Origin of the sequence: Sorangium sp. So ce117 (assembly GCF_051524395.1) — a bacterium.
GTDB classification, from domain to species: domain Bacteria; phylum Myxococcota_A; class Polyangia; order Polyangiales; family Polyangiaceae; genus Sorangium; species Sorangium cellulosum_B.
Map to the genome: position 1 here is coordinate 5,593,210 of NZ_CP150309.1, position 26,656 is coordinate 5,619,865.

A 26,656-nucleotide genomic window follows, 5' to 3' on the forward strand; every position below is an offset into this window, starting at 1 on the left:
GGGGGGCGCGCTCCCTCGGGCGCGCGGGCGATCCGGCGGGCGGCGCACGCGGGCCTTGGGTGCAGGGCGCTCGCCGTGCTAGCCCTCGCCGCGCCATGGAAGCTCTGCTCGACCCGGCCGCCATCGGGCGCGGCCTGCGGCGTATCGCGCTCCAGATCGCCGAGCGCGGCCGCGGCGTGGAAGATCTGGCGCTCATCGGGATCCGACGGGGCGGTGAGCCGCTGGCCAAGCGGCTGGCCGCGCTGCTCCTCGAGATCGAGGGGCACGCGCCGCCGGTCGGCGCCGTCGACATCACGCTCTACCGCGACGACGCCGCGACCGCCCTGCCGAACCCGCGCATCGGGCCCAGTCACATCTCCTTCCCCGTCGACGGCCGGCGCATCGTGCTGATCGACGACGTGGTCTACACCGGTCGCACCATCCGCGCGGCGCTCGACGCGGTGCTCGACTACGGGCGACCGCAGCGGATCGAGCTCGTCGCGCTCGTCGATCGCGGCGGAAGGGAGTTGCCGATTCACCCCGACTACATCGTCCGCGCGGTCGAGCTCGCCCCCGGGCAGCGCATCGACGTCGTGGAGCGCGCGGGCGAGCTCTGGGCTCTCGTCACCGCCGCCGGCACAAAGCTCTCGGAGCCCCCCCCGCCACCGGAAGGAACGTAAGCCAGCGCATGAGGAGGATCTACCCGCACCGACACCTGCTCGGCATCGAGGGTCTCTCGCGTACCGAGATCGTGGCCCTCCTGGACGCCGCCGAGTCGCTCTTCGACGTCTCCCGGCGGAGCGTGCGCAAGGTGCCCACGCTCCGCGGCAAGACGGTCGTGAACCTCTTCTACGAGCCGTCGACGCGCACGCGGACGTCGTTCGAGCTCGCGGGCAAGCGGCTCAGCGCCGACGTCATCAACATCAGCGTCTCCACCTCGAGCGCGGTCAAGGGGGAGTCGCTGCTCGACACGGTGCAGAACCTCCAGGCGATGCAGCCGGACGTGCTGGTCATCCGGCACGCCGCGTCGGGCGCGCCGCACCACGTCGCCGCGCACACGCGCGCCGCGGTCGTCAACGCGGGGGACGGCACGCACGAGCACCCGACGCAGGCGCTGCTCGACGCGTTCACGATCCGGCGCGCCAAAGGTCGACTCGAAGGGCTGGAGGTCGCCATCTGCGGCGACATCGTCCATAGCCGCGTGGCCCGGTCGAACGCGCACCTGCTCACGACGATGGGCGCGCGGGTCCGCTTCGCGGGCCCGCGCACGCTCCTGCCGATCGCGGGCGAGTCGCTCGGTGCGACGGTCTACGATCGGATCGAGCCCGCCCTCGAAGGGGCCGACGTGGTCATGATGCTGCGCGTGCAGCGCGAGCGGCTGAGCGGCAGCTTCCTGCCCAGCACGCGCGAGTACAGCCGCACGTTCGGGCTGAACCCGGCCCGGCTCGCGCTCGCCAAGCCAGACGCGATCGTGATGCACCCGGGGCCGATGAACCGCGGCGTGGAGATCGATCCGCGCGTCGCGGACGGCGCACAGAGCGTGATCCTCGACCAGGTCGAGGCCGGCGTCGCGGTCAGGATGGCCGTGCTCTGGATCCTGGCCGCGGAGGCCAACGAGTTCTCCGCGACCGGCGAGCCACGGCCCGCGCCCTGACAACCGCCCCAGCCGTCCGGGCGCGGCGGCGCAGCCGGGGCAGACGGACGCCCTGGCCCATGGGACCCACGGAACCATGAAAGACGCGGCCCCGCGCGCGGCTCCCCCGGCATACGCCTGCTCGCAGCGAACAGGGTTCCCTGTTGCGTCTCGTTTTAATAGGCTGGTCCATCTTTTTGAAAGGGTGGAGCCAACCATGTTTTCGCGAGACGTCCTCAGGATCGATGCCCCGGCAATAGCGCAAGAGATCGAGCAGGCCATCCGGGATCAGGTGTTCGGTACGCTGCGGCGGCGCGGGGCCGTGGTCGGGATCTCGGGCGGGATCGACAGCTCCGTCGTCTCGACGCTGTGCGTCCGCGCGCTCGGCAAGGACAAGGTGCTGGGCATCTTCATGCCCGAGCGCGACACCTCCGATGACGCGCTCCGCCTCGGCAAGTTGCTCGCCGAGGGGCTCGGCATCGAGGCGGTCATCGAGAACATCAAGCCCGCGTTGACCGGCCTCCGCTGCTACGAGCGGCAGGACGAGGCGATCCGGATGGTCTACCCGGACTACAATGAGAGCTGGAAGTTCAAGATCACGCTTCCCTCGATCCTCGAGAGCGACAGGCTGAACGTCTCGCAGCTGACGGCGCAGCCGCCCGGCGAGGAGCCGCGCGTGAAGCGGATGCCCCTGAACGCGTACCTGCAGCTCGTCGCCGCGACGAACTTCAAGCAGCGCATCCGCAAGATGATGGAGTACTACCACGCGGACAGGCTCAATTACGCCGTCGCCGGCACGCCGAACCTGCTCGAGTACGATCAGGGCTTCTTCGTCAAGCAGGGCGACGGCGCCGCGGACTTCAAGCCGATCGCGCACCTGTACAAGAGCCAGGTCTACGCGCTCGCCGAGTACATCGGCGTCCCTGCCGACATCCGCAGGCGCGCGCCGACGACGGACACGTTCTCGATGCCGCAGGGGCAGGACGAGTTCTACTTCGCGCTCCCCTACGACAAGATGGACCTCTGCCTGTACGCCTACAACAACAACGTCCCGGCCGCGGACGCGGCGTCTGCCGTCGGCATCACGCCGCAGCAGGTCGAGCGCGTGTTCAAGGACATCGAAGCCAAGCGCCGGGTGGCGCAGTACCTCCACGCGCAGCCGCTGCTCGTCCGCGATCAGGGCCACGCCTGACGAGCCGCGCCGTCGGACGACGCGCGCCGCTGTCAACGGCATTCTCAGCTTGGTACGCCGTTCCCCGGTCGTGAAACCCGCCGGAAACAGCGCGGAGCCTCGCTGACATCCACTCACGTTGACGACGGCGACGGACGGGCTCGCAGCGAGATCGTCAGTCGCCAATCTCACCTCCGCGGCGCGCCCTGGCGGCGGCTTTCGAACGCGGACGGCACGGGGAACACCGCACGCCAACGAGCACGCACGCGTGCGTGAACGATGAACCGCGACCGCAACCGCGTCCTGCCGCGATCCGCGCGCTGGCCGTCGCTCCGCGGAGTGTTCTCGACAGGAAAGCCGGGGGGGTGATAGACGTGGAGACTACCTCCATGAGCACTTCCAGCATCGAATCGACGATTCGCAACTTCCTGGTCACCTCGTTCGGATACCGGGGCGCTACCGCCGATCTCGGGTCCGAGGTCGCTTTGCTCGATCAAGGGATCCTGGACTCGACGGCCGTCCTCGAGATCGTTCAGTTCCTCGAGCAGGATCTCGGCATCCAGGTCGCCGACGAGGAGATGGTGCCGGAGAATTTCGGCTCGATCGCCAGGCTCGTCACCTACGTGAGCGGGAAGAAGAGCAGCAACTAGCCCGAACCCCGGGGGGCGCATGAGCACGCAGCACACCGCTCGTCGCGATCCGCGCTCGGATCGCTTCCTCATCGACTCCGCGCTGCGATCGTTCGCCGCCGCTCGCCCCGACCACGTCGCGCTGGTCTGCGAGGGACGGCGGATCACGTACCGGGAGCTGGACGCGCTGGCCGATCGCTGCGCCGCCCTGTTCCGCGAGGCGGGCGTACAGCGCGGCGATCGCGTCATGGTCGCGCTCGACAACGGCGTGGACGCGGTCGTCGCGTACTACGGAGCGCTCCGGGCCGACGGCGTGCCGTCGCTGCTCGGCACCGCGATGCGACCGCGGCGCCTCGGCCAGGTGATGGAGCTCGCGGGCCCCCGCGTGCTCGTGGCGGCGCGCGGCATGCGCGAGAGCCTCGCCGCCGTGGCCGAGCTCCCGCCCGGCGCGAGGCCGGCGGCGACGTTCCTGAGCGGCGCGGCTCCCCCGGCCGCGGCCGGGCCCCCGCCCGACGGGCGCGACTTCCAGGAGGCCCTGGCCGGCGCGCCCGGCGAGCCCCCTGCGCGCCGCGCGATCGAGCTCGATCTGGCGACGCTCTGCTGGACGAGCGGCAGCACGGGCGAGTCGAAGGGGGTCATGCTGACGCACCAGAACCTCCGCAACAGCACCGCGGCCATCGGCGCGTACCTCGAGCACACGGCGGACGACGTGATCCTCTGCGTGCTGCCGCTGTCGCACACCTACGGGCTCTTCCAGCTGCTCGTGACCCACGCGTTCGGCGGGACCGTCGTGCTCGAGAAGGGCTTCTCCATGCCGTGGCCCATCGTCCAGCGGATGGCCGAGGAGCGGGCGACCGGCTTCGCGGGCGTGCCGACGATCTTCGCGTCGATGCTCTCGCTCAAGAACTTCGCGAAGGCCGATCTCTCGGCGCTCCGGTACATGACGAACGCCGCGTACGGGCTCCCGGCGCCGCAGCTCCTTCGCCTCCGCGAGTTCCTGCCCAACGTCTCCTTCTTCGCGATGTACGGCCAGACCGAGTGCACGCGCGTCTGCTACCTGCCGCCCTCCCTGGCGCTCGAGCGGCCGTCCTCCGTGGGTATCGCGATGCCGAACGAGGAGCTCTGGATCGAGCGAGAGGACGGCACGCACGCGGAGCCGGGCGAGGTGGGCGAGCTCGTCGTGCGCGGGCCGAACGTGATGCGCGGCTACTGGAGGAACCCCGACGCGACCGCACGCGCGCTCCGGCCGGGGCCCCTCCCGGGCGAGGTCGTGCTCCACACCGGCGACCTCTTCAAGATGGACGAGGACCGGTACCTCTACTTCGTCGCGCGCAAGGACGACATCATCAAGACCCGCGGCGAGAAGGTGAGCCCCCTCGAGGTCGAGTCGGTGATCTGCAAGGTCCCGGGCGTCGTCGAGGCGGCGGTCGTCGGCGTGCCGGATCAGGTGCTCGGGGTCGCGGTGAAGGCCGCCGTGGTGAAGGCCCCTGACGCCGCGGTGACCGCCGACGACGTCCGCAAGAAGGTGCGGTCCGAGCTCGACGAGGTCGCCGTGCCCAAGTTCGTCGAGTTCATGGATTCGCTCCCCAAGACGGCGAGCGGCAAAGTCAAGAAGAGCGAGCTCATCTGATATGTGCGGTATCGCCGGCCTCATCAACCTACGCACCGACGCGCCGAACCCCGACCGCGAGCTCGCCCTCAAGATGGCGCGGGCGCTCCGCCACCGCGGCCCTGACGGCTTCGGCATCTACCGCGATCGCCACGTCGCGCTCGCCCACTCGCGCCTGTCGATCATCGACCTCGACGGCGGCTGGCAGCCGATGGCCAACGCCGAGGAGACGCTCTGGGTCTGCTTCAACGGCGAGATCTTCAACTACATCGAGCTCCGCGAGGAGCTCACGGCGAAGGGCCACCACTTCCGGACCAAGAGCGACACCGAGGCGCTGATCCACGCCTACGCCGAGTACGGCGAGGCCATGGTCGATCGGCTGAACGGCCAGTGGGCGTTCGTCATCTGGGACGTCCAGCGGAGGCGCGCGTTCTTCTCGCGCGACCGCGTCGGCATCAACCCGCTCTTCTGGACGGTCCACCGCGGCGTCCTCCGGTTCGCCAGCGAGGTGAAGTCGCTCTTCCAGGACCCCACCATCCCCCGCGCGATCTCCCGCGAGGGCCTCGACGAGGCGCTGACGTTCTGGGCGCCGACCGCCCCGCTCACGCCGTACGAGGGCATCCAGCAGATCCCGCCGGGCGCGGTGGCGACGCTCGACCTCGATCGCGACGTGGCGCCGCGCGTCTCGGTCCGCTTCCGCCCCGAGTTCCCCGTCGGGCGCGCGCCCGGCGGTGACGAGGCGGGGCTCGTGTCCAGCGTGCGCGAGGCGGTCCGCGGCGGCTCGACGATCCGCCTTCGCGCCGACGTCCCCGTCGGCAGCTACCTGAGCGGCGGGCTCGACTCCACGATCGTCGCGGCGCTCATCGCCTCGAACCGCGAGGTGCCGCTGCGCACGTTCTCGGTCGAGTTCGCCGAGCGCGAGTTCGACGAGGCCGAGTACCAGCGCACCGCCGTGGCGCACCTCGGCACGTCGCACGCGTCGATCCAGTGCGGTGACGCCGACATCGCCAGCGTCTTCCCGGAGGTCGTCTACCACGCCGAGGCCCCGCTCCTGCGCACCGCCCCGGCGCCGCTGTTCATCCTGGCGCGCCTCGTCCGGCAGAGCGGCTACCGCGTGGTGCTGACGGGCGAGGGCGCCGACGAGTTCTTCGCCGGGTACGACATCTTCCGCGAGGACCGGGTACGCCGCTTCTGGGCGCGCCACCCGGACAGCAAGCTCAGGCCGCAGCTCCTCCTCCGGCTCTACCCCTACCTGCAGCGGTCGCCTGTCGCGCAGGTCGAGATGGCCAAGGCCTTCTTCGGGAGGAACCTCGCGCAGACGGACGACCCGTTCTACTCCCACCGCCCGCGCTGGGACGCCACGAGCCGCATCAAGCTGATGCTCGATCCCGCGATGCGCGAGGGCATCGGCGACACCGCCGCGGCCGATCGCCTGAGGGAGCAGCTGCCGCGCGACTTCATGCGCTGGACGCCGCTCGCGCGCGCGCAGTACCTGGAGATCACGACGCTGCTCTCCGGCTACCTGCTCTCCTCCCAGGGCGAGCGCATGATGATGGCGAACTCGGTCGAGGGGCGCTTCCCGTTCCTCGATCCCAACGTGATGGACGTGGCGGACGCGCTGCCGGACGCGCTCAAGCTCCGCACCCTCGACGAGAAGCACGTGCTGAAGCGCGCGATGGGCGATCTCCTGCCGCCCGGCGTCCTCGCGCGGAAGAAGCAGCCGTACCGCGCGCCCGTGGTGCAGCCTTTCTTCGGGAGCGGGACGCCGGACTATGTCGAGGCGTGCCTGTCGCCGGATGCCATCAAGGACGCCGGCATCTGGCAGGCGCAGCCCGTCGCGGCGCTCGTCGCGAAGTGCCGCAAGACCGGCGGCAAATCGATGAGCAACACCGACGACATGGCGTTCTGCGCGATCCTCTCCACGCAGCTCATGGCGCGCGACATCCTCCAGGGCGCGCGCGTCGTCTCGGCCGCCGACGACACGTCAGGCCGGCTGGGCGTCGACGTCGATCGGGTGCGCGACGCCGCAGGCTGAGCGGGCGCGCTCGGCCCCGCGCTGAGCAGGCGCGGGGCGCATGCGGGCCGCCCCTCAGCGGGGGAGCTTGCGTATCGTGCCGCTGCTCTCGTCTGCCCAGTACACGAACCCGCCAGCGACCGCGATCCCGCGCGGGGTGCCGCCCTCGTACAGCGGCCGCGCCCTTGCCATGCCGTCCTTGCGCTTCCGCATCACGCGGGGCGACCCCTGATCGGTCCAGTAGACGAACTCATCGAGCCCATCCACGGCGATGCAGTCGGGGGACGCATGCGCCACGTCATCATCCTCGACGGCCGTCCAGACAGCCACCGCGTCCTCCGAGCCGTCCTTTGGCGCCCTCATGACGGCAGACAGCTCGCTGGCGTGATCCCCGCGCGGGCTGCTGGTCCAGTAGACGTGGTCGTCGTCCACGGCGATGGCGTACGGAAACAGCTGCTCGTCAGCCAGCCGCTTCGTGTCGCCGGTCTGCCGATGCGTCTGGTTCACCGTGCCGCGCAGGCTCCTGTCGACCCAGTACACGTGCTCTTGGTCGAGCGCGATGAGGTGCGGCGAAGCATTGCTGACCTCGAGGAACTCGTCGTCCGCCCATTCGCCGGGCATCAGGATCTGGCCGATGAGGCTCCCGTCGCCCGGCGTGCCGATGCCAGCCGCGCGCTGCGCCCAGAACACCGCGTTGTCGTCCGCAGCCACGCCGAGGGTCGCGAAGTCCGAGTCGAAGAGGACCTCTGGCGCGCGTGCTCCGTTGCGGTCCACCATCAAGACGTCCTTGTCGTTGAGGTTGGACCAGAAGACGCCGTGCTGGTTGACGGCGATCCCGTACGGAGCGTTCTGGCCGACGGCGAGCGTCGTGACGGCTCCGCCGAGGACCGACACCTTTTGCACGCTGCCGTCCGTGCCTTCGCCGGCGGTCCAGTAGACCTCGCCCTGGTAGACGGTGAGGAGGTTCGCGTTCGGAGCCTCGATGGTGGGAAACCCGCGCGCGATCTCGGTGGCCCCGCTGCAGCCGGTCGCGCTGCACGTCCCGCCGTCCAGGCACACCGCGCCGCAAGCGCCGCAGTTCTGGGGGTCGTCGAGCAGGTTCACCTCGCAGTCGTCGGGGTTGCCGTCGCAGTCCGCCGTGCCGGTCGCGCACGCATCGGATCCACCGGCCGAGCTCGCGCTGGCTTCGCTCACCGTGAAGTCCCCGAGCACGCTGGTGCATGCCGCGGCGGTCATGATGGCAACGCAGACCATCGAGCCGATTCCGAACGCCTGGCGCATCAGAAACTCCCCTTCGCTCCCGCGGAGCCGAGCCCGATCATGGGCGTGATCGATATCCCGGCGCGCTGCGGCGATCTCGGCGCTGTGAGCAGCAGGAACGCCCCCGCGCCGACGCCCACCGCGCCGATCGCGAACCCGATCGTCGAGAGGGTGCCCATCGCGTGGTAGCTGTCGATATCGCCCTTGAGCGACGGGTCGCACCGGCCGCCGGGGCAGCGCCCCGAGAGATCGCCGTGCTTGCCGAGCGCGAGCACGCCGCCGACGGCGCCGGCCGCGAGCCCGGCGCCGCCGAGCCCGAACGCGGCGATCGCCAGCACCGTGCGGCTGCTGCCGCCGGAACCGGAAGCAGGAGCGCCCTGGTCTGGCCGCGGCGCCACCGGTGGACTCGGCTTGACCGGAGGCGGCGGCGCGACCGGCTTGAGCTCGAGCGCGACGGTCTCGCTGGCGCCCTCGGCGAGCGTCACCTTCACCTCGATCGGAGCGAACCCCGCGGCCGCCGCCCGGACGACGTGGTCGCCTGGATCGACCGGCCGCCGGACCCCGAGCGCGGCGCGCGGCACCGGCGCATCGTCGATCGTGACGGCGGCGGTGTCCGGCCCGATCACCGAGATGAGCACCTGCGGGATCCGGGGCGTGAGCGCGTCGAGCTCGCGTTGAGCGGCCGCGATCGCCTCGAAGAACTGCTCGGGCGATTTCTCCGGCACCCCCTCGCGGAGGATGCGGCTGTACGACTCCTGGGCCGCGATCCACTGGCCCACGCCGACCTGGGCGCGGGCTACGCCGAGCAGCAGGGTCGGCGCGTGGATGATGGCGTCGGCGCGGCTGAACCGATCGAGCGCGGCCGCGAAGTCCCTTCGTTCGAGGGCCTCCTGCCCCTCCACGGCGAGCGAGCGCGCGGTCGCGCGATCAGCGTCCGAGACCTGCGCCAGCGCGGCGGGCGTGAAGGTCAGGGCGAGCAGCAAGGAGGCGATCCCTAGTCGACGAGCCATACGAAGGAGGTCCGTGCGAAGTGCTGCAGGTGAACGTCAGATGCCGAAATCCGTCGGCTTCGGCTTGCGGCGGACGCTCCCCGGCGGCGCGGGGGAACGCGGCTTCGCCTGAGCGGGCTGAGCCGATGGCACACGCGGGCCGCTCGCCGGCGTCGCAGACGCCGTCGCCGAGGCCACGACCGCCGGGGCCACAGAGGGGGGCGGCTCAGGCGCCTGCGCGGAGGCGGTGGCCGGCGGCACGACGTCGGGCCCCCGCGGCGCATCGGACACCGAATCCGTGGGAGCCGGCTGCGCGAGCGGTTGCCCCGTCGCGTCAGGGCTCCCGCCGCGCAGGGCGAAGAACGCGACGGCCACGAGAACGACCGCGCCCGCCGCCACGGCGGCGAGCGCGCGTCCGACGACAGGCCGTCGCGCCGGGGGAGACACCACCGAGACCAGCGCGCTGGTGGTCTGCGGCCGCATCTGGCGGCCGGCCATCGCAGACGCGGCCTCCGCGGCTCCTGGCGAGGCCACCGTCGCGCCGGGCCCAGCCGAGGTCCGCGCAGCCTCGCCGTCCGCCGAGGCGATCAGCGTGACCGCGTCCCCGAACGAAGGCGCCGCGCTGTCGGGCCCCGCGTCGGGGAGCGCCGCGCTCTCCCTCGATCGTGGCGCGAACCCGAGCTCCACCGAGATGCGCTCGCCGGACACGCGGAACGGGCCGACGATGCTCGTCCTGGACTCGAAGCTCTCGCTCGCGATGTCGAGCGCGAGCGCGAGCGCGTCGCAGAACTCCTTCGCGCTCTGGAACCGCGCGTCGGGCTCGCGCGACGCCGCGCGGGCCCACCAGGCGTCGAAGCCAGGCGGCACGGGCGCGAATTGCGACGGCACGGGCAGCGGCTTGACCATGATCTTGAGGAGCAGATCGCCGAACGCCTCGCTGTTGAACGGGAGCTTGCCGGTGAGGCACTCGAACACGACGACGGCCAGCGACCAGAGATCCGAGCGGTGATCGATGCGCTTGGTGCCCTGCGCCTGCTCCGGGCTCATGTACGCGGGCGTCCCGAGCAGCGAGCCGGTCTTCGTGGTGGAGGTGACCTGCGGCGTGCTGTCCTTCGCGATGCCGAAATCGAGCACCTTGGCGATCTCCCTGTCGTCGTCCCGGACGAGGAAGATGTTGGCCGGCTTGAGATCGCGATGGACCAGGCCGCTCGCGTGAGCCTTGGTGAGGGCGCGCGCCACCTGCGCCGTGATCGCCATGGTGTCATGCGGATCGAGCCGCCCCACGCGCTGGATGCGGGTGTCGAGGTCCTCCCCATCGAGGTACTCCATCGCGATGTACGGCGTCCCCTGCCAGACGCCGTGGTCGAGGATCTGCACGACGTGCGGGCTGCGGATCTGCGCGGCGACCTTCGCCTCGCGCTCGAACCGGTGCCGCACCTCCTTGGAGACGCCCTGCGCGTTCATGAACTTGATCGCGCACGGGATGTCGAGGCCGAGGTGCTGGGCAAGCCACACCGAGCCCATCCCGCCTTGCCTGAGCGGACGCACCAGGCGGAAGCGATCGGCAACGGTGTTCCCCGCGGCGGGTGTCACGCAGCCTCCCAGACCTTCTGGAATAACACAGGTCGTCGTCCAGGGTCACGTTCGCGCCATGCAAAAGGTGAACTGGGACCGACGGCATGAAATGGCGTAGACGCCCCGCCATCCCCCGCGCCCTGCATTTGCGACGTTTGCGTCGTTTGCGACGTTTACGACGCTTCGCGGCGGAAGTTAGCGAGGACCCGAGCTCGCGGCGGCGGGCTCCTGCAGAGACCGCCGCTCGGCGGGCCGGCCCGGAAGCGCGCCGCCGTCGGCCTTGTCGGTCGCGTACGTCTTGCCGAGCGGCGTGTCCGTCGCCTGCGCGAGCTGGCTGCCCCGCGGATCGTCCGGGAACGCATCGAGGAACTTGCGGACGTGGTGGCGCGACTCCTCGGCGATGCCCGCACGGAACGTCAGGAGCGCGAGGTTGTAGCGCGCATCGGCGCTCCTGGGCTCGGCCTTCAGGGCGGCGAGGTAGCCTTGACGTGCGCCGTTGTAGTCGCCGCGCTTGTCGGCGATGAGCGCGAGGTTGTAGAGCACCTCGGCGTCCGAGTGATCCTGCTCGGCGAGCGGCGTGAGGCGCGCCTTCGCCCCGTCGAGATCTCCGGCCAGGATCGCGAGCGCCCCCGCGAGGAGCTGCGCCTTCCGGCCGGCGCCGGCGTCGATCGCGCGATCCGCCTCGGCCCTGGCCTCGGCCTGGCGACCCGCGCGATCGAGCGCGAGCGCGAGCGCATAGCGGAGCCGCGACGGGTCGCCGCCCTCCTCCAGCGCGGCCCGCGCCTCGGCCTCGGCACGCTCGGGGCGGCCGGCGACGGCGAGCGCCTCGGCCAGGACCGCGCGCGTGCCGCTCTGCTCCGGGCACCGCTCGCGCGCGGACTCCGCGTCGCGGAGGGCGGCGCCAGCGTTGCGGGCGTGCAGCCTCGCCTCGGCGCGCAGCGCGAGGCAGGCGCACGTGGCAGGCGCGGCGGGCGCGGCGGCGGCGGGGTGCATCCTCAGGCAGCGCGCCGCGACGCCGTCGAGCTCGTCGAGCTTGCGCCGCTCGCGGAGCGGCCTCGTGAGCTCGTCGATCGCGCGCAGGTGTGCGCCGTCGCGGCGCAGCGCCGCCCACCACATCCGCTCGCGCGACCCGAGCAGGGGCGCTGCCCCGTTCAGCTGGACGACGCCGAGGCCGATCACGGCGATCGCGGCCCCCATGCGCCGGTGCTTGAAGCTCGATCCGAGCCAGCGCTCCGCGGCGGCGGCGGCGAGGGTCGCGAGCGCCGCCCACAGGGGAACGGCGACGAACACGACCCCCTGCGCGAGCGGCGCGCGAGGCCCGCGGTAGTAGAGCGTGGCCGCGAGCGCTGCGGCGAGCGCGATCCACAGCAGCGCCGCGCCGTTCCTGGCGAGCCGGGTATCGAGCCGCGCGGCGAACCACGCCGACAGGCCGAGCGCCGCGGCGAGCGCGGCCGCCGAGAGCGATCCCGAGAGGGCGAGCGCGCCGGCCGGGAGCGGCTCAGGCGAGAGCCACGTGGGCGCGATCGCCAGGACCACGAGGTGCAGCGCGCGGGAGAGGTGCAGGGCGAGCTCGGCAAGCCAAGGCACGGCGTGACCTTAGCCCACCGCCCATCGCGGACCAAACGGCGGAGAGGCATCGTTGCATCACGGCCTCCGTGGCGAGGGCGCGCTCACAGCCACGGCGCGCTCACGGCAGGGTCATCTCGATCTCGACGGAGACGCGCGTTCCGGGCGGCGGCACGACGAGCTCGAGCGGCATCATCCGGAGGCATTGCGCCGCGTCGGGACGATCCATCCCTCGCACTTCGCTGATGCCGCGGGCGATCTCGTTCCCGGACGCATCGAAGGTCATGTTGAAGATGTACCTGGCGCGCGCTGGAGCCGGGTTCTTCCTGAGCGAAGGCTCCCAGCACTGCTTCACGAAGAGCGATCGGCGCGCTTCGAGCCCCTTGGCGGCATCCCCCTCGACACGCTTGTAGAGCTCGCTCGTCAGAGGCGAGGCCCCTGCCGACGCGGGGTGAGGCACAGGCAGCGAAGGAGCGGGCGCGCCCGCGGTCGCAGGCAGCGCGCCCGCGTGTGCTGTCGAGGCCTCCACGCTGGCCGACGGAAGCGCAGGTGGCGGCGGCGGACGCTGCAGCCCGAGGTAGAGCCCTGCTGCGATGAAGAGGCTGCCGAGCAGGATCGCCGCGGGGGTCATCAGCTCCTTCTGCATGATGGCGATCGGAGGGCAGGCGCCGCGCGCCTCGCGGCGCGCGAGGCTGGCCGCCCAGCCCGACCTTACTGCATCGAGACGACAGCGGAGGTGTACGAATAGTCGTTGTTGGTCCAGAAGGGGCTATCGGACTTCCCGCAGAGGCCGACGCTGTACTGGCCTGGGGGCGGCGACAGCACTGCGCTCAGCCCCATGGCGATGCGGGTGTGCGCCGGGACCTGGACCGCATAGACGCCCGTCCCCTCCGGGCTGAGTTCCCCGAGAGGCGAGAGCTGCTGAGAGCAGATCCAGAGGTGGAGCTGGTCCGCGGGGGTCGACGCGGCGCCGAGCGCCTTGTTGGAGACGACGACGACGCGCTGCCCCGAGGCGGTCACGCTCACGGTCGCGGGCGCAGCCAGGAACTGCAGCGATTTCTGAGGGGCGGCACCGGCGCCGGAAACGTAGGTGCTCGAGATGACACCAGGAGGTCCCTGCGGCCCCTCCGCCCCCGGCGCCCCCGCGGGCCCGGCAGCGCCAGGCGGCCCAGCCGGACCGCTCGGACCGACCGGGCCGGCCGCGCCGGCCGCGCCGGCCACGCCGGGCGGGCCCGCCGGCCCCGGCGCGCCCTGCAGGCCGATCGGATCGCCGACCCACACGCCGCTGCTGTCGATGACGAGGCGACCGCCGATGGAGATCGAGTTCGGCGTGATGTCCCCCGCGACGTTGCTGGCCTGGAGCGCATACGGAACGCTCGCGATCTTGGCGCGGGGCACCATCTCGGGATCGTCCCCCACGGTGATCCCCAGGTAGCGCGCCGCGCCGTCGAAGACCGGCTTGTCGACGGGCGCGACCTCGCCGAGGTCGACCGAGAAATAACCTTGGTCGAACGTGATGGTGTGGAGCTCGCTCCAGACGGGCACGGGCGCGTCGGGCGCGTCGTAGAACGCGAACACCACGTCGAGCGTGTCGTCGATGGGCTGGCCCACCGAATCGAAGAGGCGTCCCTGGTGGGTGATCGTGACGGGGACCGCCGCGGCAGCGGGCCCGGACAGCGCGGTCACCGCCGCAAGGACCGGCGCGTGGATGGTTCGTGCCTTCATCGCGAGCTCCCCTCGTTCGCCCTCGCGAGCCGGCGCAAGGTGCGCCGTGGCAGGCATCGCGCGGCGCGCGCTGAGCGATCGCGGCCGGAGGCGCCGGTGATCCTGGAGCGGGCCGCAAGCCCTGCCACGATCTCGCGAAGGAGCAGCGCCTTGGATGCCAGCGGCCGACGGGCGGTTCCGATCACGCTCCCGGTCGTCCGACGCCGCTCGGACAGGCCGCCGGCGTCGCCAGCGCCGAGGCCTCGCCGCCGCGGGGTGAGACCGCCCGAGACGGCGCGCGCCCGGGTCCCGCGGCCTGCGCGCCGCGACGTGATCGCCCTCGGCGCGGCGCCGGCTACTCGAGATCGTACGGCTCGACCTTCACCTCGGCCAGCTTCGGGACGGCCGCGGCGATCGCCTCGCCGATCTCTTCGTGCGTGCCGACGACGCCAATCACCAGATCGTCCTCCGAGATCCGGCGCCGCACGGCGGCGTTCGCCTCCTCGAGCGTGACGTCCTCGATCCGCTTCAGGTAGGTCTCGTGGTACCCCTCCGGCAGATCGTACAGGAGCTCGTCGAGCTTCTGGTGCACGCGCTTCCTCGCGGTGTCGATCTCGAACGCGTGCGAGCGGACGAGGTAGCGCTTCACGAACGTGAGCTCGTCCTCGGTGATCCCATCGCGCCGCAGCGCCTCGAGCAGCCCGAGCTGCAGGGAAAGGCAGGCGGCGGCGTCCTGCGCCGCGGGCGCGGTCCACATGGTGAACGCGTCGCGGTGCCGATCGAAGCCCGCGCGCGACGAGGCCCCGTAGGACCAGCCACGCTTCGCGCGTACCTCCTGCATCAGCCGCGACGAGAAGGTGCCTCCGAAGGCGGTGTTCGCGACCAGGAGCGCCATGTGATCGGGGTCGTGGGCGTCGGTGCCGAGCCCGCCGATGACCATCTGCGTCTGCGTCCGCTCGGGTTTGTCGACGAACACCAGGCAACGCCCCGGCCTCGCCCAGGGATCCGTCACCGGATCCGGGATCGCCTCGCCCTCGGGCAGGCCGGACAGGAGGCGCTCGGCGACCGCGTGCGCCTCGCCGGGCTCGATGTCGCCCGAGATGGCGACGATCGCGTTGCGCCGGGTGTAGTGCCGCGCATAGAACGCGGCGACGTCGTCGCGCGTGATCTCCCGCAGCGTTGGGATGGTCCCCGCGATGCGGCGGCCGTAGGCGTGCCCGGCGAACAGGGTCCGCCGGAAGGCGCGGCTGCAGAGCGAGCGATCGCTGTCGCGCGCCTCGATGAGCTCGGCCTCGGCCTCCCGCAGGAGCCGCGCGAGCTCGGGCGGCGAGAACGTGGGGCGCGCGAGGAGCGTGGCCCCGAGCTCGACGAACCGATCGAGCGAGCGCTTGATCACCTCGAAATGCACCGTCGTCGCGCTCGTCGCCACGTCGGTGCCGAACTCCCCGCCGAGCGCGTCGATCGTCTCCTCGATCTCGTTCGCGCTGTAGCCCTCCGCGCCGCGGCGGAGCATGCGCGCCGTGATGCGCGCGAGCCCCTCGCGCCCGGCCGGATCGTGCGCCGAGCCGGAGGAGAACGCGACCACGATGCTGACGATGGGGAGCGCGTGGCTCGTCTCCACGAGCACCGCGCCGTCGCGGGGCGCCACGCGACCGCCCGTCGCTCCCCTGCCCTGCCCCTCGGCGCCCCAGGCGAGGCTGCTCTTCACGCTCTGGCTCACGATGCCTCCTCGCTCTCCGCGCCCGTCCCGTCCTCGTCGTCCTCGTCGCTCGTCCCGTCCGGGATCACGTGGATCACCGTCCGCGCCGAGCTCACCAGGTAGCGCCGCGCCACACGCAGCAGATCCCCCACGGTCGCCCGCCGGTAGGCGGCGAGCCGCTCGAACAGGGCGGCGGGATCGCCGAGCACCGTCTCGTAGAAGCCGATCTGCTCTGCCTTGCCGGCGACGGTCTCGAGCCCTTGCAGGACCGAGAGCTCGATGCGCGCCTTCGCGCGATCGAGCTCCGCCTCGGTAACGGGGGCGCGGCGCACCGCCTCCAGGAGCGGATCGAGGGCCGCGAGCAGCGCCTCACCGGTGTGCTCGCCGCGGGCCGAGAGATAGATGTCGTAGAGCGCAGGATCGCGGAACGAGCCGACCCAGCCCCGGACCTCGCTCGCGATCTCCTGCTCCTGAACGAGCGCCCGGTGCACGCGCGACGACCGCCCGGAGAAGAGGATCTCGTTCAGCAGGGCGAGGGGCGCGTGGTCGAAATCGCCGAGCGCCGGCGAGTGATAGCCGATCGCGACCTTGTGCGTGGCGGTCGGCTTCACCACCTCGGCGCGGCGCTCCGCGATCTGCGGCGGCTCGGGGCACACCTCTTCGACCGGAATCTTCGAGGGCTCCTGCGCGCCGTAGTGGTCCTGCACCCCGCGCAGCGCCTCGTCGAGCGCGACGTCGCCGACGATGACCAGCGCCGCGTTGTTGGGGGCGTAGTACGTCCGGTAGAACTCGACGCAGTCCTCGGTCGTGAAGCCCTTGATGTCCTCCATCCAGCCGATGGTCGGCCACCCGTAGGCGTGCTTGGTGAACGCCTCCTTGTAGAGCAGCTCGCTCACCGCCCCGTCGACGTCGTCGTCGACCCGCTGCCTCCGCTCGTTGGCGACGACCTCCTTCTCGCTCGACACCTGCGGATCGCGGAGGACGAGCCGCGCCATGCGCTCCGCCTCGAGGCGGAGGGTGAGCGCGAGCGCGTCCTTCGGCAGGTTCGTGTGGTAGTAGGTCCAGTCGAGGAACGTCGCCGCGTTCGTCTCGGCGCCGGCCTCCTCGAGCATCCGGTCGAACGCGCCGTGGGCGACGCTCTCCGTCTCGCCGAACATGAGGTGCTCGAAGAGGTGGGCGATGCCGGTCTTGCCCACGCGCTCATGGCGCGAGCCGACGCCGAACCAGGTCTGCAGGCAGACCACGGGCGCCGAGGGGTCGACGAGCACGAGCACCTTGAGCCCGTTCCCGAGGGCGAAGCGCTCGACGCGCATCGTCGGACCGAACGCGACGGTGGCGTCGTGGTGAAGCCGGGCGAGCGGCGGGCGTTCGCGGTTCAGCTCGACGAGCATCTCGGCGAGCGGACCCATTCGAGGGAGGGCGTTGGCGTCGGGGACCGAGTAGGCAAGCGTCTCCTGCATGGCAGGCGCAGCCCATACCACGCTCAGCGCCGCGGCGCTGCGTGGCACAGGACGTCGCTCGGATCCCGCGTCGACTGGTGGCACTCCCATCGGTCGTCGTGGCAGGAGACGACGAGGATCCCCGCGTCGTACGCCTCCTTCAGAGAGGAGCCTGCCCGCTGCGCGAGCAGGTTGGACGGGGTGCGCTCGGTGCACCCCTTGCCCATGTCGACCTCGATCTTCCTGTTCCCCTTGGTCGCCTTGGCGGGGTTCGGCGGGGTCTTGCCCTTGTCGGCGGTGCGCACCGCCGCGGCGAGCTTCGGCAGGATGCCCTCGAGGTAGGGCTTGTCGACGAGCGGGTCGGTCGACCGCGGCGACACCATGGCGAGCGTGTACTGGATCGCCATCATCTGCTGCTCCGCCGGCGCGCTCGGCTGGATCGGCCCGCTCGACCCGATCGGGATCGGCCGCGGCGGCAAATCCCGCTTCGCGGCCTCCATGGCCGCGGGGGCCGCCGCGGCGCTCGGGGCCGGCGCCGCGCTGTCCGCGCCCGGCGGCGCGGAGGCTGAGGCGGACGCTTGAGGCGCCGTGGCGCGCTGATCGTCGCACGCGAGGACGGCGAGGCCGAGGGCGAGGGCGAAGGCAGGGGACGCCGCGCGGAGCTCGCGCGGCCGGACGGGGGCGGGCTGCATGGGCGGCTTATACGAGCGCGCGCCGCGCGCCGCCACGCTCGCGTGGCCGCGCGGCGCGCGGTGACCAGCGCCCGCGCGCGTCAGTCGATCTTCAGGATGGCGAGGAACGCCTCCTGCGGGATCTCGACGCTCCCGACCATCTTCATCCGCTTCTTGCCCTCCTTCTGCTTCTCGAGGAGCTTGCGCTTGCGGCTGATGTCGCCGCCATAGCACTTGGCGGTCACGTCCTTGCGCATCGCCTTCACGGTCGTCCGCGCGATGACCTTCGACCCGATCGCCGCCTGGATCGCGACCTCGTACTGCTGGCGCGGCACGATGTCCTTGAGCTTCACCGCGAGGTCCCGGCCCCGGGCGTACGCCTTGTCCCGGTGCACGATGACGCTGAGGGCGTCGAGCGGGTCGCCGTTCACCAGCATGTCCAGCTTGATGAGATCGTCGGCGCGATACCCGACGAGCTCGTAGTCCATCGACGCGTAGCCGCGCGACACGCTCTTCAGCTTGTCGTGGAAGTCGAAGAGCACCTCGCTGAGGGGCATGTCGTAGGTGATGATCACGCGGTCGGACGAGGCGTACTGGATCGACTTCTGCTCCCCGCGCCGCTCCTGGCACAGGGCGAGGACCGCGCCGACGTACGTCGACGGCACGTGGACGGTCATCCGGAAGATCGGCTCCTCGATGCGATCGGTGAGGTTCGGCGGCGGGAGCTTCGCGGGGTTCTCGATCGACTTCATCGAGCCGTCGTTCAGGTAGCAGTGGTAGACGACGCTCGGCGCGGTCGTGATGAGGTCGAGGTTGTACTCGCGCTCCAGCCGCTCCTGGATGATCTCCATGTGGAGCAGGCCGAGGAAGCCGCACCGGAAGCCGAACCCGAGCGCCTCGGAGGTGTCGGGCTCGAAGACGAACGCGGCGTCGTTCATGTGGAGCTTCGACAGGGCGTCGCGGAGGTCCTCGTACTGGGCCGAGTCCGTCGGGAAGATCCCGGCGAAGACCATCGGCTTGACCTCCTTGAAGCCGGGAAGCGGCGTCGTCGCGGGGTGGACGGCGTCGGTCACCGTGTCGCCGATCTTCGTGTCGACGACGCTCTTGATGTTGCCGACGAGGAAGCCGACCTCCCCTGGCCCGAGCTCGGTGATGGCGGCCGCGTGGGGCGTGAACACGCCCATCTCCGTGACCTCGTAGTCGCGGCCGGTCACCATGAAGCGGACCTTCTGGCCCTTCCGGATGATGCCGTCGACGACGCGCACCATGACGACCGCGCCGCGGTAGCTGTCGTACCAGCTGTCGAAGATGAGGGCGCGGGGCGCCGCGTTCAGGTCGCCCTTCGGCGCCGGGATACGCGCGACCACCGCCTCGAGGATCTCCGCGATGCCGATCCCCGTCTTGGCGCTGGCGGGGATGGCGCCGGAGCAGTCGAGGCCGATGACGTCCTCGATCTCGCGGGTCGTCCGCTCGACGTCGGCCGAGGGGAGGTCGATCTTGTTGAGGACCGGGAGGATCGCGAGGTTGTTGTCCAGGGCGAGGAAGACGTTCGCGAGGGTCTGCGCCTCGACGCCCTGGGTGGCATCGACGACGAGCAGCGCGCCCTCGCACGCCTGGAGGCTGCGCGAGACCTCGTAATTGAAGTCGACGTGCCCGGGCGTATCGATGAGGTGCAGCCGGTACGTCTGGCCGTCCTTCGCGGTGTAATCCAGGCGAACGGTCTGGGCCTTGATCGTGATCCCCCGCTCGCGCTCGATGTCCATCTTGTCGAGGAACTGCTCCTTCTGCTCGCGGGCGGTGAGCGCCCCGGTCGCGTCGAGGATGCGGTCGGCGAGCGTGGACTTGCCGTGGTCGATGTGGGCGATGATCGAGAAGTTGCGGATGAGCTTGGAATCAACAGGCATAGCGAGCTTCAGGGCGCGGCGACCTGACCAGCGTTAGCGGCCGCAGCGCGCGGCCTCGACCGAAATGCGAGGGAGCGGACGGGAACGTCCGGGCCCCTCCGGGGGGGAGCGAGCCGCGGCGCGCGGCTCTACGAGCGCCGCGGGAAATGGTGGACCGCGGCGTGCCTGCTCCTAGCGCGACCCGCGCCGCGAAGCTATCCACGAGCGACCGGCGCCCAGCATCCCAGGCCCAGAGCCTTGCGGCCCCCGGCGCCGGTCATTTCTTCGGGATCGGCGGCGCGGCGACCGGCGGGCTCTCCAGGGACATCTGCCCTGGCAGCACGTGCTCGTAGTGCTTGAGGACCATATCTATCCCTTCGCGGATGTAGACGGCGATCGGGACCTTGGTGCGTTCGTGCAGGATCTTCAGCCGCTCGGCCTGCTCGGGCGTGATGTAGATGGTCGTCGAGACTTTCTTCCGCGACATGTCACGCCCGGGTGGGTAACCCGCCAGTCTCGAAGGGTACGACTGACAAGACGTTACCCTAGATGCCGGTACGTATGATGTCAATCGGAATGGCGCCACCCCACTCGCCGGGGTTCGGGGATCGGCCGGGCTGGGCCGCAGGTCGCGTCCGTCGCGTCCGTCGCGTCCGTCGCGTCCGTCGCGTCTAGTGGGCTTCTTGATGTGCGCGCGGGCCGCGGTCTAGACTGCGGCTTGAAGCTGGTCCGCGTCGGGACGGCTCGCCCGACGCGTCGAGCTTCTGTCCCGAGGGTTCCGGGCTGGCCGGAGGAATCTCTTGATGACGCGATTCCCGCTCACCTGGCGGTCGTCCAGGTGCTCGCTTGTGGCCCTGATCACCATTTCGGTCGCCTCCTGCGCGTCCTCGACGCCGGACCCCTCGAGCGCGAAGGGCTCCACCAGCGAACGGGACACGGCGGTCGTCCACGAGCCCTGCGACAAGGACTCCGCCTCTGCGGAGAAGGTCGATGTGAACGGCGACCGGATACCCGACATCATCCACGTGAAGCAAGACGGCCGGGAGGTCTGTCGGGTCGTCGACCTGAACCTGGACGGCGCGATCGACGCCTTCATCTACTACGACGGCAAGGGGGTGGAACGGCGGCGCGAATCGGACTTCGACCGCGACGGGCGGGCCGACGAGATCGCTCACTACGAGCGCGGCGCCGTCGTGTTGAAGGAGCGTGAGACCAACTTCGACGACAAGCTCGACACCTGGGACTACTACGAGGGTCCGCGCCTCGCGCGCCGCGAGCGCGACTCCGACGGCGATGGGATCGTCGACCAGTGGTGGCAGTTCAACAACCCGAACGACGCGAAGTGCGCGGTCGTGGCGAGCGATCAGAACGCCGACGGCAAGGCCGATCCCGGAAGCGTGGTGGATCTCTGCGCCGAGTCGTACGGCGCGCCGAGAGCGCCCGTGCCCCCGCCGAGCGGCGCCACGCCCCCGGAGGGTGGGGCGGGCGCAGGGCAGCCTGCGGCCGCCGGGGCGCCGAACGCCGCAGCTGCCGCCGCTCCGGGCGCGGCTGCATCGACGACCGCCGCGCCCACATCGGCGCCCGTCGCGGGCGCAGCCACGGCGGCGAGCGCCGCGCCCGCGGGCTCCGTGCCCGGCCAGCCGGCCGCCAAGAAGGGACCGTGACATGAGGAGACAAGCGCTCATCGCGCTGGCCACGCTCAGCCTGCTTGGCGCGGCGTGCGGCTCGGATCCAGGGTTCGAAGGCGCGAAGGCGCCGAGGGTCGAGGCGGCTCGCAACGCCGACGGCAGCATCGACGATCGCTCGATGTGCGACTGGAAGGGCAAAGAAGATCGCGAGACGAGCGAGACCGCCGGGCCAGGCGCGATCCAGCCCAACGTGAGGCGCGTCTGGCAGATCGTGGGCACCGGCGAAGACCGCCAGAGGGCGCTCGTCTGCCGCGAGATCGACACCAACTTCGACGGGGTGAAGGACGTCGTCCGCAAGTACAACGACAAGGGCGAGAGCCTTCACGAGGAGTCCGACTCGAACTACGACGGCCGGATCGACACATGGCTCACGTTCGCCGGCGGAAGGCTGGCCGAGGTGAAGGTCGACTCCGATCGCGACGGCAACCCCGACGAGTGGAAGTACTACAGCGGCGGCAAGCTCGCGCGCATCAAGCGCGACACCAACCGCGACGGCAAGCCGGACGTCTGGGAGATCTACCGCATGGGGCGGCTCGAGCGGATGGGCGTGGACATCGACGCCGACGAGCGGGTCGATCGGTGGGATCACGACAACGAGCTGAAGCGCCGCTTCGAGGACGACGAGCGCAAGAAAGAAGAGGAGGCCACCGCTGCAGCCGCGAAGAAGGCTGCGGAAGATCAAGCGGCCGCGGACAAGGCAAACGAGGCCGTGGGCGAGAGCGGAAGCGCGGCGCCCCCCAGCGACAAGAAGAAATAGAGCGCGCCTCCTTCGAGCCGAGGTGGGGTCAACCTCGCCCCCTGCCCTGACCGCGCAGGCGCGCACAGGTGCTCCTGCCGCCGCCGGCGTTCGCCAGCGCAGGCGCGCTGGCGCCGGCCTCGGATCCCAGCTGCGTACCGCCCAGGTCGGTCGACGCGGCGCGAGGAGCGTGCTTATCAGTGCCGTCGGCCGACACCATCGCGTCGGCGTAGGGCCCGAGCACACCATGGAAGAACGTCTGCAGAAGATCATCGCGCGCGCCGGCGTCGCCTCGCGTCGCGCATCGGAGGAGCTCATCCTCGCCGGGCGGGTGCGCGTGAACGGGCGCGTCGTGACCGAGCTCGGCTTGAAGGCCGACCGGCAAAAGGACCGCATCGAGGTCGACGGCAAGCGCCTCGTCTCCGAGGCGCCGGTCTATGTCGCGCTGCACAAGCCGCGGAACGTCGTCTCGACGCTGCGCGATCCCGAGGGGCGCCCGACGGTCGCCGACCACGTGCGCGGCACGGGCGCGCGGCTCTACCCCGTGGGTCGGCTCGACTTCGCGACGAGCGGCATCCTCCTCATGACGAACGACGGCGACTTCGCCAACGCGCTGCTCCATCCGCGCGGCGGCGTGCCGAAGACCTACGTCCTGAAGGTCCAGGGCGTCATGAGCGAGGACGATCTCACGCCGTGGCGCGAGGGGATCCGCCTCGAGGATGGCGTCACGCTGCCGGCCGAGGCGCGGCTGCTCCGCCGCGAGGGCGACAAGACGTGGCTCGAGGTGACCCTCCGCGAGGGCCGCAACCAGCAGATCCGGCGCATGGGCGAGGCGACCGGCTGGCCCGTGATGCGCCTGGCCCGGACGACGTTCGCCGGCGTGAGCTCGGAAGGCCTCAGGCCGGGAGAGTGGCGCGCCTTGACGGTGGATGAGCTCCTCCACATCCGCGAGGCGTTCGGCGTGCCCAAGCGGATCCGCGGCGCGATGATGGGCGCGTCGTCGGGTCCGGTCGACCACCGCCGCACGGCCAGCTCGGCCCGGTCAGGCGCGAAGGCGTCACCTCGGCCTACACAGGAAGGCGCTGGTGCCGCCGCGCGGAGCCGGGGACCGGCACAGCCGAGGGTTCGCTCCAGAGCCAACGCCGACGCCCCGAGCGCACCTGGTCAGGGCTCGGCCGGGCGGATGGCTCGCTCCAGGACCGACACCGCTCCGAGCACGCCCGCCCGGAGCCCGGCCGGGAGGACGGCTCGCTCCAGGACGGACGTCGCCGCGCCGGCGACGCCCGGACCGGGCGCCGCTAGATCTGCGCGAAGCGTCCGCTCCGAAACGAAGCCTCGAGCAGCTGAGACACGCGCGCCTCGAGCTCGCGGGCGCGAGCGTCGTTGATGCCGGCGAGCGCCTGTTTGATCTCGCCGAGCGCCTTCAGCTGACTGAACAGCTGGACGTCGCCGAGCGAGGCGCCGCCCGTGAGGATCTGCCGGATCCGATCGATCTCCGCGGCGAGCGCCTCCACGCCGACGCCGAGCGCGCCGACGCGGCGGCGATCCGGGTGCTCGCGAAAGAAGGCCTCGAGCACCGGCTGCACGATGCCCTCGAGGATCGCCGCCTGATCCTGGTTGTTCCAGATGTGCTTGAGCACGAAGAAGTCGCTCGCGTCGGTCGTCTGGCGGCCATCGAGGTAGGCGCTCGCCGCGAAGAGCTTGAGCATCTTCACGACACGACGATCCGAGAGCGATATCCCTTCGGCGCGGATCTGGAACACCAGCCCCTTGTAGGCCGATAGGAACGCATCGCCGAAGTTCATCCGCGCGCCGAACCCTCGGCCGAGCTCGGCGAGCTCGCGCGCCGCGACGAGCGGGCGAAGCGGCTCGCCGGCCATGTGCCGGATCTCCTGCTGGATCCCGCGCTGGAGCAGCTCGCTGAAGTGGTAGGCGTCGAGGTTGTCGGACTGCACCCGCAGGAGGAAGCGGTCGAAGATCGCGGTCAGCGTCTCGTCGCCGGGCACCTCGTTCGAGGCAGCGAAGACGCTGATGAGCGGGCAGCGGAGCACCTGGCCGCCGCTCGCGAACTTGCGCTCGTTCAGCAGCGTGAGCAGCGCGTTCAGGATGGCGCTGTTCGACTTGAAGACCTCGTCGAGGAAGACGATCTCCGCCTCGGGGAGCATCCCCGAGGTGTTCCGGCGGTAGACGCCCTCGCGAAAAGCACCGATGTCGACCGGGCCGAAGATCTCGTTCGGCTCGGTGAAGCGCGTGAGCAGGTACTCGAAGTACCGCGCCTGCATCAGCTCTGCGAGCGTGCGGATGAGCGCGCTCTTCGCGGTCCCCGGCGGGCCGAGGAGCACGCAGTGCTCGCCCGCGACGACCGCGATCATGAGCAGGCGGATGATCTCGTCCTTGCCCAGGAACTGCCGCTCGAGGCTATGGGCAAGCAGGCGCAGGCGCTCGTGGAGCGGAGCGGACATGAGGCGAATCCTCGTATCACAGGCCCGCCGCCTGGCGCACCGTTCGGCGCATCGCCCCGTGCGTTCCCACGACGCCAGCGCGCCGAGCGGTTGAGCAAATCGTTGAACAAAACACAGAGGCCGGTGGGTCACACCGGCCTCGCAGGGTCTGCTCGCTGTCGCAGAGCCTATGTCGTGGAGCGGGAGACGGGATTTGAACCCGCGACGTCAACCTTGGCAAGGTTGCACTCTACCACTGAGTTACTCCCGCAGATGTCAATCACTTAATTCAGAAACCACATCTGAAGGCGTTTGTCAGAAAAATCCTGATTCGCGCCGGGTCATCACCGGAGGTTCGCTCCGTCGATGCGTGGCGGATGAGTACCAATCGGCGTGGTGGGAGTCAAGCTCTCAACAACAAAACCTCAAAACTTCCGTCGCCGGCAGGTTGCACGGCCGCTCTGGTCGAGTATTGTGTGGCCATTGCGAGCGAGGGGGCTCGCCAAGCAGCACCGCGCACGGTGCCGCTCACAAAAGCCTTCGCGTTCGCGACAGCGGCACCGTGTGGGGGGCTCTTACATCATAAGGGTGCCCGCCACTCGGCGCGCTCTTGGTTGGCCTGGGTCGACCAGGCAGGTCCTTTGGACTTGGGGGGAGCATGAACGAACAGACTGCTTTGCGAGTGGACGTTGCGGAGACAACGGCGCCGGTCCTTCAGAAAGAGTACCGGTCCGGAGTCCACGCCAAACGACAGGATGACGACGGCGGGTGGGGGCTCGTCCTGATCGGGCTCGACGCTCCGCCGCGGATCGTGAGCCTCATGGACGGCGCCGTGATCGGCAGCGCCGCGCGCGACGGGCGCATCGAGGGTGAAGGGATCGCGCCGGAGCACGCCAAGATCAGCGTCCGTTCGGACGGTTGCTACATCGAAGACATGGACACCCACGACGGCACGTGGGTGAACGGCGTCCGCGCCCGGCGCATCGGCGTGATGCACGGCGACGTGGTTCGCCTCGGGCATCAGCTCGGGGTCTTCGTCGAGCGGCACCTCGCGCTGTACGACGGCGCGCCGTCTCGGCTCGGCCCGCTGGTGTTCGGCTCGAAGCAGCGCAAGGACTGGATCGACCCGGTGATGAAGCTCGTGCAGTCGGGCTCCAGCGTCTGCATCGAGGGCGCGCCCGGGGTCGGGAAGCGGACGCTGGCTCGCCTCGCCGCAGCGGTGCGCGAGGGCCTGGGTGAGACGCTGGTCATCGACGGCAGCGCCGAGACGAAGCCGGCCATTCCGCCGGGCGCGCGACCGATGACATGGCTCGTCCTCGACGCCGATCGCCTGCCGCGCCCGCAGCAGCTGGAGATCGCGCACTCGGTCGGTCGCTCGAACGGCGTCAGCATCATCGCGACGACCGGACAGCCGCTCGACCGTGCCGCCGGCGACGGGCGCGTCGCGCCGTGGTTCGCTTCGCTCTTCTCTGGCAAGCGGATCACGATCCCGACGCTCGAGATGCGGCGCGAGGACGTGCCGCTCATCGTGCGCGACATCGCGGAGCGCAACGCGATCGGCCTCGACCGCTTCACCCCGCAGCTCCTGGAGGCGCTCGTCCGCGCCGGCTGGCCGGGCGGCGTGCCGCAGCTCGAGTCCGCCATCGTGACCGCAGCCCAGGCTGCGCCGGACGGTCCGCTCTCCGTCACGCCGATCGCGGGATCGCTCGCGCGCGGCCCGCGGGTGAAGCCGAACCTCCCGCCCGCGACGGATCCTTCGCTCGCGCGCGCCCGCCTCGAGGACGCCCTCGCCCGGGCCAACGGCTCCGTCGCGTCGGCTGCGCGTGCCCTGGGCATGTCGCGGCAGGCGATCTACCGCGAGGCCGACCGGCTCGGCCTCGACATCGCGCGCCGCAGGGTCCCGCGCGGCTGAGTGACGCCCGTTTCACGGCCGGGAGCCTCGCGTCGCGCCAGCGCGGGGGGCTCTCGGC

At 70.9% G+C, this 26,656-nt stretch carries 22 protein-coding genes and 1 tRNA gene; 10 read left to right on the forward strand and 13 right to left on the reverse strand.

Annotation, left to right across the window (positions count from 1 at the left end; all coding sequences use genetic code 11):
- Window positions 1-95: 95 nt before the first annotated feature.
- The 6 genes from pyrR (at window position 96) to asnB (ending at window position 7,056) form a co-directional block, all read left to right on the forward strand.
- Window positions 96-659, forward strand: coding sequence for a bifunctional pyr operon transcriptional regulator/uracil phosphoribosyltransferase PyrR (gene pyrR, locus WMF46_RS20910; protein ID WP_437554289.1), 564 nt, complete (start codon window positions 96-98; stop codon window positions 657-659).
- Window positions 660-667: 8 nt separating this feature from the next.
- Window positions 668-1,633, forward strand: coding sequence for an aspartate carbamoyltransferase catalytic subunit (locus WMF46_RS20915; protein ID WP_272099608.1), 966 nt, complete (start codon window positions 668-670; stop codon window positions 1,631-1,633).
- 196 nt (window positions 1,634-1,829) lie between these two features.
- Window positions 1,830-2,804, forward strand: coding sequence for an NAD(+) synthase (gene nadE / locus WMF46_RS20920; protein ID WP_437987202.1), 975 nt, complete (start codon window positions 1,830-1,832; stop codon window positions 2,802-2,804).
- Between the two features lie 368 nt (window positions 2,805-3,172).
- A complete protein-coding gene (locus WMF46_RS20925) occupies window positions 3,173-3,433 on the forward strand; it encodes an acyl carrier protein (RefSeq protein WP_012236454.1) in 261 nt (86 codons plus the stop codon).
- A 19-nt stretch (window positions 3,434-3,452) separates the two neighbouring features.
- Window positions 3,453-5,042, forward strand: coding sequence for a class I adenylate-forming enzyme family protein (locus tag WMF46_RS20930; protein ID WP_437987203.1), 1,590 nt, complete (start codon window positions 3,453-3,455; stop codon window positions 5,040-5,042).
- 1 nt (window position 5,043) lies between these two features.
- Complete coding sequence (gene asnB, locus WMF46_RS20935) at window positions 5,044-7,056, forward strand: asparagine synthase (glutamine-hydrolyzing) (RefSeq protein WP_437987204.1); 2,013 nt, start codon at window positions 5,044-5,046, stop codon at window positions 7,054-7,056.
- 54 nt (window positions 7,057-7,110) lie between these two features.
- Here asnB and WMF46_RS20940 read toward each other — a convergent pair whose 3' ends face one another.
- The 11 genes from WMF46_RS20940 to WMF46_RS20990 form a co-directional block, all read right to left on the reverse strand.
- On the reverse strand, window positions 7,111-8,316 hold the full coding sequence (locus tag WMF46_RS20940) for a lipoprotein receptor (RefSeq protein ID WP_437987205.1): 1,206 nt from the start codon (window positions 8,314-8,316) through the stop codon (window positions 7,111-7,113).
- Window positions 8,316-9,305, reverse strand: a complete 990-nt coding sequence (locus WMF46_RS20945; protein WP_437987206.1) for a hypothetical protein — start codon at window positions 9,303-9,305, stop codon at window positions 8,316-8,318. Before WMF46_RS20945 ends, WMF46_RS20940 begins: the two co-directional genes overlap by 1 nt.
- Window positions 9,306-9,341: 36 nt before the next feature.
- Window positions 9,342-10,877, reverse strand: coding sequence for a protein kinase domain-containing protein (locus tag WMF46_RS20950; protein ID WP_437987207.1), 1,536 nt, complete (start codon window positions 10,875-10,877; stop codon window positions 9,342-9,344).
- 177 nt (window positions 10,878-11,054) lie between these two features.
- Entirely contained in the window at window positions 11,055-12,446 is a 1,392-nt protein-coding gene (locus tag WMF46_RS20955; protein WP_437987208.1) for a tetratricopeptide repeat protein, read from the reverse strand.
- Window positions 12,447-12,546: 100 nt separating this feature from the next.
- Window positions 12,547-13,071 (reverse strand): hypothetical protein, encoded by a 525-nt coding sequence (locus WMF46_RS20960; RefSeq protein WP_437987209.1) that lies wholly within the window; start codon window positions 13,069-13,071, stop codon window positions 12,547-12,549.
- Between the two features lie 65 nt (window positions 13,072-13,136).
- On the reverse strand, window positions 13,137-14,150 hold the full coding sequence (locus WMF46_RS20965; RefSeq protein WP_437987210.1) for a collagen-like protein: 1,014 nt from the start codon (window positions 14,148-14,150) through the stop codon (window positions 13,137-13,139).
- Window positions 14,151-14,484: 334 nt separating this feature from the next.
- Complete coding sequence (locus tag WMF46_RS20970; RefSeq protein WP_437987211.1) at window positions 14,485-15,849, reverse strand: M16 family metallopeptidase; 1,365 nt, start codon at window positions 15,847-15,849, stop codon at window positions 14,485-14,487.
- Entirely contained in the window at window positions 15,846-17,288 is a 1,443-nt protein-coding gene (locus tag WMF46_RS20975) for a M16 family metallopeptidase (protein WP_437987212.1), read from the reverse strand. The genes WMF46_RS20970 and WMF46_RS20975 overlap by 4 nt, the downstream gene beginning before the upstream one ends.
- 23 nt (window positions 17,289-17,311) lie before the next feature.
- Window positions 17,312-17,959 (reverse strand): hypothetical protein, encoded by a 648-nt coding sequence (locus WMF46_RS20980; protein WP_437987213.1) that lies wholly within the window; start codon window positions 17,957-17,959, stop codon window positions 17,312-17,314.
- A gap of 80 nt (window positions 17,960-18,039) precedes the next feature.
- A complete protein-coding gene (lepA, locus tag WMF46_RS20985) occupies window positions 18,040-19,842 on the reverse strand; it encodes a translation elongation factor 4 (RefSeq protein ID WP_437987214.1) in 1,803 nt (600 codons plus the stop codon).
- 256 nt (window positions 19,843-20,098) lie between these two features.
- Window positions 20,099-20,308 (reverse strand): ribbon-helix-helix domain-containing protein, encoded by a 210-nt coding sequence (locus tag WMF46_RS20990; RefSeq protein WP_012236467.1) that lies wholly within the window; start codon window positions 20,306-20,308, stop codon window positions 20,099-20,101.
- Window positions 20,309-20,624: 316 nt separating this feature from the next.
- Here WMF46_RS20990 and WMF46_RS20995 point away from each other — a divergent pair, with 316 nt between their 5' ends.
- The 3 genes from WMF46_RS20995 (at window position 20,625) to WMF46_RS21005 (ending at window position 23,632) form a co-directional block, all read left to right on the forward strand.
- Complete coding sequence (locus tag WMF46_RS20995) at window positions 20,625-21,485, forward strand: hypothetical protein (RefSeq protein WP_437987215.1); 861 nt, start codon at window positions 20,625-20,627, stop codon at window positions 21,483-21,485.
- Between the two features lies 1 nt (window position 21,486).
- Entirely contained in the window at window positions 21,487-22,266 is a 780-nt protein-coding gene (locus WMF46_RS21000; protein WP_437554318.1) for a hypothetical protein, read from the forward strand.
- A gap of 226 nt (window positions 22,267-22,492) precedes the next feature.
- Complete coding sequence (locus WMF46_RS21005) at window positions 22,493-23,632, forward strand: pseudouridine synthase (protein ID WP_437987216.1); 1,140 nt, start codon at window positions 22,493-22,495, stop codon at window positions 23,630-23,632.
- Here the strand turns inward: WMF46_RS21005 and WMF46_RS21010 are convergent.
- Together WMF46_RS21010 and WMF46_RS21015 are read right to left on the reverse strand one after the other, a co-directional pair.
- Window positions 23,544-24,707: an AAA family ATPase gene (locus tag WMF46_RS21010; protein WP_012236471.1), complete on the reverse strand. Its 1,164-nt coding sequence runs from the start codon at window positions 24,705-24,707 to the stop codon at window positions 23,544-23,546. The genes WMF46_RS21005 and WMF46_RS21010 overlap by 89 nt on opposite strands.
- Window positions 24,708-24,882: 175 nt before the next feature.
- Window positions 24,883-24,957, reverse strand: a tRNA-Gly gene (locus WMF46_RS21015).
- 387 nt (window positions 24,958-25,344) lie between these two features.
- Between WMF46_RS21015 and WMF46_RS21020 the strand changes: the two genes are divergently transcribed.
- The gene (locus WMF46_RS21020) at window positions 25,345-26,598 is read left to right on the forward strand and encodes an FHA domain-containing protein (protein WP_437987217.1); all 1,254 of its coding nucleotides are present in this window, start codon (window positions 25,345-25,347) and stop codon (window positions 26,596-26,598) included.
- Window positions 26,599-26,656 lie beyond the last annotated feature (58 nt).

Excerpts from the sequence above, each read along its gene's own strand:
- pyrR (WP_437554289.1), top strand. The coding sequence starts at position 96 with ATGGAAGCTCTGCTCGACCCGGCCGCCATCGGGCGCGGCCTGCGGCGT.
- WMF46_RS20915 (WP_272099608.1), top strand. The coding sequence starts at position 668 with ATGAGGAGGATCTACCCGCACCGACACCTGCTCGGCATCGAGGGTCTC.
- nadE (WP_437987202.1), top strand. The coding sequence starts at position 1,830 with ATGTTTTCGCGAGACGTCCTCAGGATCGATGCCCCGGCAATAGCGCAA.
- WMF46_RS20925 (WP_012236454.1), top strand. The coding sequence starts at position 3,173 with ATGAGCACTTCCAGCATCGAATCGACGATTCGCAACTTCCTGGTCACC.
- WMF46_RS20930 (WP_437987203.1), top strand. The coding sequence starts at position 3,453 with ATGAGCACGCAGCACACCGCTCGTCGCGATCCGCGCTCGGATCGCTTC.
- asnB (WP_437987204.1), top strand. The coding sequence starts at position 5,044 with ATGTGCGGTATCGCCGGCCTCATCAACCTACGCACCGACGCGCCGAAC.
- WMF46_RS20940 (WP_437987205.1), bottom strand. The coding sequence starts at position 8,316 with ATGCGCCAGGCGTTCGGAATCGGCTCGATGGTCTGCGTTGCCATCATG.
- WMF46_RS20945 (WP_437987206.1), bottom strand. The coding sequence starts at position 9,305 with ATGGCTCGTCGACTAGGGATCGCCTCCTTGCTGCTCGCCCTGACCTTC.
- WMF46_RS20960 (WP_437987209.1), bottom strand. The coding sequence starts at position 13,071 with ATGCAGAAGGAGCTGATGACCCCCGCGGCGATCCTGCTCGGCAGCCTC.
- WMF46_RS20965 (WP_437987210.1), bottom strand. The coding sequence starts at position 14,150 with ATGAAGGCACGAACCATCCACGCGCCGGTCCTTGCGGCGGTGACCGCG.
- WMF46_RS20975 (WP_437987212.1), bottom strand. The coding sequence starts at position 17,288 with ATGCAGGAGACGCTTGCCTACTCGGTCCCCGACGCCAACGCCCTCCCT.
- WMF46_RS20980 (WP_437987213.1), bottom strand. The coding sequence starts at position 17,959 with ATGCAGCCCGCCCCCGTCCGGCCGCGCGAGCTCCGCGCGGCGTCCCCT.
- lepA (WP_437987214.1), bottom strand. The coding sequence starts at position 19,842 with ATGCCTGTTGATTCCAAGCTCATCCGCAACTTCTCGATCATCGCCCAC.
- WMF46_RS20990 (WP_012236467.1), bottom strand. The coding sequence starts at position 20,308 with ATGTCGCGGAAGAAAGTCTCGACGACCATCTACATCACGCCCGAGCAG.
- WMF46_RS20995 (WP_437987215.1), top strand. The coding sequence starts at position 20,625 with ATGACGCGATTCCCGCTCACCTGGCGGTCGTCCAGGTGCTCGCTTGTG.
- WMF46_RS21000 (WP_437554318.1), top strand. The coding sequence starts at position 21,487 with ATGAGGAGACAAGCGCTCATCGCGCTGGCCACGCTCAGCCTGCTTGGC.
- WMF46_RS21005 (WP_437987216.1), top strand. The coding sequence starts at position 22,493 with ATGGAAGAACGTCTGCAGAAGATCATCGCGCGCGCCGGCGTCGCCTCG.
- WMF46_RS21010 (WP_012236471.1), bottom strand. The coding sequence starts at position 24,707 with ATGTCCGCTCCGCTCCACGAGCGCCTGCGCCTGCTTGCCCATAGCCTC.
- WMF46_RS21020 (WP_437987217.1), top strand. The coding sequence starts at position 25,345 with ATGAACGAACAGACTGCTTTGCGAGTGGACGTTGCGGAGACAACGGCG.